Origin of the sequence: Paratractidigestivibacter sp., assembly GCF_052362415.1 — a bacterium.
GTDB lineage: Bacteria > Actinomycetota > Coriobacteriia > Coriobacteriales > Atopobiaceae > Paratractidigestivibacter.
Map to the genome: position 1 here is coordinate 1 of NZ_DAWEMK010000090.1, position 7,740 is coordinate 7,740.

Annotated in this window: 6 protein-coding genes and 1 pseudogene; all 7 read right to left on the bottom strand. The window is 68.5% G+C overall.

Annotation, left to right across the window (positions count from 1 at the left end; all coding sequences use genetic code 11):
• Window positions 1-308: pseudogene (locus ACT84W_RS08370) on the bottom strand (YggS family pyridoxal phosphate-dependent enzyme); the annotation flags it as partial.
• A 19-nt stretch (window positions 309-327) separates the two neighbouring features.
• Window positions 328-1,074, bottom strand: a complete 747-nt coding sequence (locus ACT84W_RS08375; RefSeq protein ID WP_444328876.1) for a polyphenol oxidase family protein — start codon at window positions 1,072-1,074, stop codon at window positions 328-330.
• A 40-nt stretch (window positions 1,075-1,114) separates the two neighbouring features.
• Window positions 1,115-2,281: a cell division protein FtsZ gene (gene ftsZ / locus ACT84W_RS08380; RefSeq protein WP_444328877.1), complete on the bottom strand. Its 1,167-nt coding sequence runs from the start codon at window positions 2,279-2,281 to the stop codon at window positions 1,115-1,117.
• A 339-nt stretch (window positions 2,282-2,620) separates the two neighbouring features.
• Window positions 2,621-3,931: an FtsQ-type POTRA domain-containing protein gene (locus ACT84W_RS08385; RefSeq protein ID WP_444328878.1), complete on the bottom strand. Its 1,311-nt coding sequence runs from the start codon at window positions 3,929-3,931 to the stop codon at window positions 2,621-2,623.
• Between the two features lie 90 nt (window positions 3,932-4,021).
• On the bottom strand, window positions 4,022-4,939 hold the full coding sequence (gene murB / locus ACT84W_RS08390; RefSeq protein ID WP_432291429.1) for a UDP-N-acetylmuramate dehydrogenase: 918 nt from the start codon (window positions 4,937-4,939) through the stop codon (window positions 4,022-4,024).
• Window positions 4,940-4,944: 5 nt separating this feature from the next.
• Window positions 4,945-6,360: a UDP-N-acetylmuramate--L-alanine ligase gene (murC, locus tag ACT84W_RS08395; RefSeq protein WP_432291430.1), complete on the bottom strand. Its 1,416-nt coding sequence runs from the start codon at window positions 6,358-6,360 to the stop codon at window positions 4,945-4,947.
• A 93-nt stretch (window positions 6,361-6,453) separates the two neighbouring features.
• Entirely contained in the window at window positions 6,454-7,563 is a 1,110-nt protein-coding gene (gene murG / locus ACT84W_RS08400; protein WP_444328879.1) for an undecaprenyldiphospho-muramoylpentapeptide beta-N-acetylglucosaminyltransferase, read from the bottom strand.
• Between the last annotated feature and the right edge of the window lie 177 nt (window positions 7,564-7,740).

Sequence of the window (7,740 nt, forward strand, 5' to 3'; positions counted from 1 at the left end):
TTCTTCTGGAGATTGCCGATGGCATCGAAGCGCGCCTCGGCCATCTCGGGCTCGGTCGCGGCGAACTCGAGCTTGCGGCTGAGCTCCTGGGGGCGGTTCTCGGCAAAGGCACGCCACCCGGCTCGCCAAGCGAGCAGGCACGCCTCGGGCTCGACCGTCTTCGACACGGCGAGGGCGAGCACCTCGGAAGCGTCGCGGCCGGCGCGCGAGCAGGCAGCGGACACGCGATCGAGGATCTGCCGCCTACGGTCGGCGAGAAACGCCTGGTACGCGTCATCGAGCTCTATGTCCAGCTTCGGGGTAGCCATCGAGCACCTGCCTTTCTCGTTAATCCAGGGGCTCCCATGCGGGGGTAGTGCCCGTGCGCATGACGGCGAGCGCCGCGTGGCGCCCGCAGTTGCCCGCCTCTGCGCGGTACGAGAAGAACCGGTCCGTCGCGGTCGCGGTCGAGACGCGGCACACGGCGAGGTTCTCCCGCAGCACGCCCGCGTCGGTGAGGGCGCAGGCGACGGCGTAGCCAAGGTCGAGTTTGCGCCTCGACGCAACGCCCACGTGCACGCCCTCTCCGAACTCGGCGGTGAAGTCGCGGATCATCTGGGCGGACACCTCGTAGTCGACGCCCCCGATGTGGGGGCCGACGTACGCCTTGAGGTCCGCGGCCGCGCAGCCGGTCTCGTCCATGAGGACGCGGGCGGTCTTCTGCGCGATGCGGGCGATGGTGCCGCGCCAGCCGGAGTGGGCGACGGCGAATCCGCCGGGAGCGCAGATAACCGCGGGGACGCAGTCGGCGAAGCACAGGAGGACGGGCACGTCGGGGGCCGTGCAGACGACGGCGTCCGCGCCGGAGCGCGCCTGCGCGGCGGCCTGGTGCGGCGTCACGAGGGCGCCGGCGCAGTCCGCGGCCCCGATGGCCGTAAGCGCGCGCCGGCGGTTCTCCGCAACGGCCGCAGGCGCGTCGCCGCAGCTGTCGCCGAGGTTCAGGGAGGCGAAGGGCTCCGCGCTCACGCCGCCGGTCCGCTCAGTGAACGCGAACGTGACCCCGCACCCGGACTCGGTGTCCGAGAGAAGGGCCACGTCGCCCGCCTTGTATCTGCGCAGGCTGGTCAAAACAGGCCTAGATCCTGCTGCGCTTGAGGAAGTCGGGGATGTCGAAGTCGTTGCTGGAGCTCGACTGCGGGCGGCTCACGTTGATCGGCATCGACGGTGCGGGCGCAGGAGCGGGCGCAGGGGCAGGAGCGGACGCCGCGGGGCGAGCAGCGGGGCGCGGGCTCGCCGGGCGGCTGGACGGCATGGTCATCGTGGGCAGCGGCTGCTGGACGTTGGCGTCGTTGAAGCCGGTGGCGATGACGGTCACGCGCACCTGGTCGCCCAGGGACTCGTCGACGACGGTGCCGAAGATGATGGTCGCGTCGGGGTCGACGTTCTGGGCCACGAGGTCGGCGGCGTCGTTGATCTCCTGGATGCCGAGGTCCTTGTTGCCCGCGATGGACAGCAGGACGCGCGTCGCGCCGTCGATGGTGCCCTCGAGCAGGCGGCTCGAGATGGCCTCGGAGGCGGCGTCGGTCGCGCGGTTGTCGCCGGAGGCGGTGCCGATGCCCATCATCGCGGTGCCGGAGGCCTTCATGATGGTGCAGACGTCGGCGAAGTCGAGGTTGATGAGGCCCGGGACCGTAATGAGGTCGGTGATGCCTTGGGTGCCCTGGCACAGAACGTCATCGGCCATGCGGAAGGCCTCGAGCATCGTGGTCTTCTTCTCGGAGAGGTCGAGCAAGCGGTCGTTCGGGATGACGATGAGGGTGTCGACCATCTCGGAGAGGTTCTTGATACCGTCGACGGCGGAGCTGGAACGACGACGTCCCTCGAAGGTGAAGGGCTTGGTGACGACGCCGACGGTCAGGGCGCCCACGTCGTTCTTGGCGATGTCGGCCACGACGGGAGCGGCTCCCGTGCCGGTGCCGCCGCCCTCGCCCGCGGTGATGAAGACCATGTCCGCCCCGGCGAGCGCGGCCTTGATCTCGTCGCGGGAATCCTCTGCGGCCTCCTTGCCGACCTCGGGGTTGGCGCCGGCACCCAGGCCCTTGGTGATGTCGGAGCCGATGTGCACCTTGATGTCGGCGTCGGAGATGGCGAGCGCCTGCGCATCGGTGTTCACGGCCACGAACTCGACGCCACGGATGCCTTCCTCGATCATGCGGTTGACGGCGTTGTTGCCGCCGCCGCCCACGCCGACGACCTTGATGACGGCGAGGTAGTTGTTGAGGGTGTCGGTGTCCTTGATCATCGTTTCCTCCTCTTTGGCCGCGGGCCCTTCGGGGCGACGAGCCGGTTGCTTGAAAGCCCTGCGGGCCTTTGCTGACGTCTTTGCCATCGTGTGTCCTTGCGGTCGCTTGTTGGCGTGCTTGGAAGAGGCGATGAGAAACCCTAAACCTCGAGTTAAACCTTAGGCCTCGGTCAAAGCGAGGTAGTTTTGCACATCGAGGCGCATCGAGTCAAACAGCGTGGAGAAACCATGGAGGAAAGCCCGCAAACGCAGCTTAAGCGGGCCATGAGCGCGCAAAGAAAGAGCTTCTACCAACCTTAAAGCACAAAGGCGCGGAAGTGCTCTTCCGCGCCTCGCAGGTCATCCCTCGCTAGAGTAGGAGTCCGCCGAGGAGGCGGAGGACTGCCCCCCGGCACCGGCGGCTTGGCCATCGGCGCCGCTACCCTGCGTCACGTCCTCGGACCCCACGCGGCGCACCGATGCGCTGGAGGGGTTTCGGACGTTGATGTAGGTGATCTGCCCGGGGTACTTGTCCAGCAGTGCCTGGGCGACCTGCTCCTTAGCCGAGATGTTGGCAGCCGACCCGAGCGAGATCTGGACGCCATTCTCCAGGATGCAGGAGATCGCGTCCGCGCTCGAGGCGTCGTAGCTCACGATCATCGACGAGAAATCTGACGAGAAACCGTTCCGGAAATCATCGACGGCCGCGAGGACATCATCGGTAGCTGCGCAGCCCGCCTGGGGATCGACCGTCGCGGGGACGCCCGTGATCAACAGAACGCCCTCCGAGCGGGCCTTCTGGAGCGCTGCGTCGTTGATGGACTGCCCGTCGGCAACCGCGATCTTCGCGGGCTCGATCCAGGAACCGCCGCTGCCGAGGTACCACCCGAGCGAGCCCGAGCTCATGACCACGAACGCCTCCAGCTCCTGCTCCTTGATGGTCAGGCGCAGGGTATGGGGGAACTCGCGCGTCAGCTCGAGCGACTCCACCCACGGATCGCGCTTGATCTGCGACTCCAGGTTCGCGAGGTCGACGTTGAGCAACGTGGTGCCGTCCGGGACCGTGAGGAGATTGGAGATGTCAGCATCGGACACGTGCGTCGACGGCTCGATGATCACGTTGTCGGCCGAGAAGAGTGCCGAGTCGCGCAGAGCGAAGAACGCCACAAGCGCAGCTAGGCCGAGGACGCAGATGAGGACGGCGACGCCCCCCACGAGCTTGATGCGTCCTTCCTTCTGGTGCTGCTCTCGGGCCGCGGCGCCGCTGCTGATGGGAGCTCCGCCGCGGTTGAGAAAGCCGGGCGCAGAGCCTTGGGCCCCTCCCGCGGCGGGTTTGGAGGAGGGCTTCTTTGCGCCGATGCCGACGAACGGGTTCTTGAGCTCGAGCTTGGGCGAGCCCGAGGCCGGCTTGCGCGCAGCGGAACGGCGGTTGGGGTGCTGGGAGGCGATGGGCTTTCTCGGCTTCGCCCCTTGACGCGGGTGCGCGGCGGAAGGGTGCGCACCGGCAGGGCGGGCCATCGGCCGAGCCGCGGCCTTCGGGGCCGGGGTCCTCTTCACGGCAAGCGACGGCTTGCGCGCAGGGGCAGAGGGCTTCTTTGCGGAGAGCCGGGGCTTGCCCGAGGGTCCCGCAGGCCCGCGCCCGAGAGACGCACCGCCGCGGGGTATCGACATGCTGCGGCCGCCGCGCGCCGGGCTCGGCGCAGACGACCGGTGCGTCCCTTTTCGGGGCGTGCCTTTTTTCCTCTGGTCTGCCATGAAACGCTACTCGCCGAATCCCAGGAGCTTGACCTCGCAGCGGAGGTCGACCCCGCTGCTGGCGAGCACGGAGTCGTGCATAAGCTGGATCAACGAGAGGACGTCGGAGGCGGTGGCGCCACCGTTGTTCACGATGAAGTTGGCGTGCTCGGTCGAGACCTGGGCGCGCCCGGAGCTCAGCCCCTTGCAGCCGGAGGCCTCGATGAGCTGGCCCGCGGAACCGTCGAGCGGGTTGCGGAAGACCGAGCCGCAAGTCGGCTTGCCCATGGGCTGGGTCCGGCGTCGGCGCGAGAGGCGCGACTCCATGTCGGCCGAGATCTTGGCTTTCTGCCCATGCCCGAGCGCGAGCGTGGCCTCGAGGATGATCTCGCTCGTGGGGATCGAGGTGCAGCGGTAGCCCCACTCGATCTCGTGACCCTCGTAACGGTGCAGGCCCTCGCCCGGGCGGTACACCACGAAGTCGCGGACGCAGCGGCCGATCCACTCGCGCCTCGTGCCCGCGTCCATCGAGACGGCCCCGCCCACGGTGCCAGGGATGCCGACGCAGAACTCGAGCCCGGTGAGCTCGGCCTTCGCGGCCTCGGCCACGACCTTGGAAAGAAGCGCGCCCGCGCCCGCGGTGACGATGCCCTGCTCGGCGTCCACGCTCACGCGCGCGAACTCGTCATCGAGCACGATGACGGCGCCGTCGTAGCCGGCGTCGGAGGCGAGCACGTTGGAGCCCTTGCCCAGGATGACCCAGTCGACGTGCTCCTCTGCGAGCACGTCGACGACCTTGCCGAGGGCGGCGAAGCTGTGAACGAGGACGAGCAGGCGGGCGGGACCGCCGATACGGTACGACGTGCGGCGCGAGAGCTTCTCGTCGCGCAGAACGTCGGCGTCGGTGGCGCCCGAAAGGCTCATGTAGGCGTTGAAGACGCTCACCTGGGCTACTCCTTCGCCTCGCGCTCGCGCATCGCCTCGATGAAGAGGGGGCCGATCTGGGTGACGTCGCCGGCGCCCTGAGTGATGAGCAGGTCCCCCGGGCGCACGATGCTCACGAGGTTGTTCACGAGCTCGCGGCGGTTGGGGATGTACTCGACGTCGGCGACCTCGCCGGTGGCGGCAACGCCGTTGGTGATGGTCTTGCCGGAGACGCCGGGGATGGGCATCTCGCCGGCCGAGAAGACGTCCATCACGCGAAGGACATCGACGTCCTTGAAGGCGTGGGCGAACTTGTCCGCCAGCGCCTGGGTGCGGCTGTAGCGGTGCGGCTGGAAAACGCAGACGATGCGGGAGAACTGCAGGTCCTTCGCCGCAGCGAGGGTGGCCGCGACCTCGGTGGGGTGGTGGCCGTAGTCGTCGACCACGGTGACGCCCGCGATGTCGCCCACGTGCGTGAAGCGGCGGCGCGCGCCCTTGAACTGCGAGAGCGCCGCGACGGCGTCGTTGACGTCCTTGCCGAGGACGTCGGCCACGGCAAGGGCCGCGGTGGCGTTGGCCATGTTGTGGCGGCCGGGGTTGGCGGCGATGGTCACGTGGACGTCGCCGTGCGACGGGGTGGAGACGCTGAAGTTGCTCTCGATCTTGTGATGGGTGTCCTCGGGATGGCACACGTAGTCGCACGACTCGTCGAAGCCGTAGGTGAGCACGCGGCGGCCCGTGGAGCGGGCGAGCTCGACGTAGTGGGGCACGTCACCGTTGATGATGACGGTGCCGTCCTCCCCCACGAGGCTCATGAACTTGCAGAAGGTCTTCTCGATGTTCTCGAGCGTGCCGTAGTGGTCGAGATGGTCGGCCTCGATGTTAGTGACCACGACGACGTTCGGGTTGAGGTAGAGGAAGGAGCCGTCGGACTCGTCCGCCTCGCAGACGAAGTAGCCGCCGTCGCCGTTCTTGCCGTTGGTGTCGTAGCCCTCGACGACGCCGCCGATGAGGAAGGACGGGTCGAGGCCGAGCTTGTCGAGCATCGTGGCGACCATGGAGGACGTAGTCGTCTTTCCGTGGGTGCCGGCGACGGCGACCGTCGTGGCGTTGTTGGAGAGATAGGAGAGCATCTTTGCGCGAGGCCAGATGGGGATGCCCAGCTCGCGGGCGCGCAGGACCTCGGGGTTGGTCTCGGGGATGGCGGTGGAGGTCACGACGACCTGCGGCATGGCGGCGTCGATGGTGGCCGCCTCATGGCCCACGTGGACCTCGATGCCGGCGTCCTCGAGCTCGCGGACATAATGGGATGCCTTAAGGTCGCTGCCGGTGACCTTGCAGCCGCGCTCGTGCAGCACCAGGGCGATGCCGCTCATCCCCGTTCCGCCGATACCGATGAAGTGCGCGCTCTCGATCTTCGCGTTGGACGAGACCTCGGTCATGAATGCCCCTCTCGAAATTGCGTAACCTGCCGGCGGGCGGCCCATGCAGCGACCCAGCCTAACCATCTACTTTATCGCAAACCCCGGGCGCGCCTAGCCTCGGGCAGAGCTCTCCACTTGGTCTGCGAGAGCCGCGGCAGCGGAATCCTGGCCAAGGCCCTTCGCGGCGGCTCGCATCGCGGCGCGGCGTGAGGAGTCCTCGAGGAGCCCCACGAGGGCATCGCCGAACGCAGGCTCCTTGACCTCGTCGTCCTTGAAGAGGACGGCGGCGCCGGCGTCGGTGAGGTATCGCGCGTTCGTGGTCTGGTGGTCGGCCGTCGCGAAGGGGTACGGCACGAGCACGGACGGGACGCCCAGGGCCGCGATCTCGGCGATCGAAGAGGCCCCGGCGCGCGAGAGCACGAGGTCGGCGGCCGCGAGGACATCGCCCATGTTGTCGATGTAGGGGCGCAGGTCCCAGCGCGCGGCCTCGGCATCGGTGAGCGAGAGCGCGGAGGCGGCCTCGTCGTAGCCGCCCTTGCCCGTAGACTGCACGACGCGAAGGCCGTCGATGGAAAGAAGACGGCCCTTGAGGGCGGCCATGCCCTCGTTGAGGGTGCGGGCGCCGAGGCTCCCGCCGAACACGAGCAAAAGCGTCGCGTCGTCGGGCACGCCGAGCGCGGCGCGGCCGCGGGCGCGGTCGCCGGCGATCACGGAGCGGCGCACGGGGTTGCCGGTGAGGACCACATGGTCGGGATCGCCCTCGCGCTCGAAGACCGAGCGCGCCGCGGGGACCGAGATGCAGACCCTGGAGGCTGCGGGCGCCATCATCTTGTTGGCGAGGCCGGGCACGGAGTTCTGCTCGTGGATGAGGTGGGGCACGTGGTTCTCTTTGCACCAGCCGAGCAACGGGACCTCGACGTAGGCGCCGAAGCCGATGGCGGCGTCGGGCGCGCCCTCCTGCTTGAAGCGGCGCTCGAGATCGCGCTTGGCGGCCCAGACGCGGTAGAGCGAGGTAAGCGCGGTCCAGGGGCGCGAGCGGTCGAAGCCGGTGACCTCGACGTCGACGAGCGAGAACCCCGCCTGTGGGACGAGCGTGCCCTCGAGCTTGGACGGGCGGCCAAAGAACGTGACCTCGTGGCCGCGGTCGCGAAGCTCCTCGGCGAGCGCGAGCGCGGGGTTGATGTGTCCGGCGGTGCCGCCGGCGGCTATGGCGATCCTCATGCGTCCTTCTCCTTCGCGTGAGCAGGTTTTTCCGCTCTATCCTACGCCGACACGAGAATCCGAGGCGCGGCGGAATCGGAATCGTTGAAACGTGCGCCGCGCAGAATTCCCTGCTTCCAGCTCCGTCGAAGGTCAGGGCGGCATGCGGGCTGGCGGTCGCTCGCTCCGGCTCGCCGA

Excerpts from the sequence above, each read along its gene's own strand:
- ftsZ (WP_444328877.1), bottom strand. The coding sequence starts at position 2,281 with ATGATCAAGGACACCGACACCCTCAACAACTACCTCGCCGTCATCAAG.
- murC (WP_432291430.1), bottom strand. The coding sequence starts at position 6,360 with ATGACCGAGGTCTCGTCCAACGCGAAGATCGAGAGCGCGCACTTCATC.
- murG (WP_444328879.1), bottom strand. The coding sequence starts at position 7,563 with ATGAGGATCGCCATAGCCGCCGGCGGCACCGCCGGACACATCAACCCC.
- ACT84W_RS08385 (WP_444328878.1), bottom strand. The coding sequence starts at position 3,931 with ATGTCGATACCCCGCGGCGGTGCGTCTCTCGGGCGCGGGCCTGCGGGA.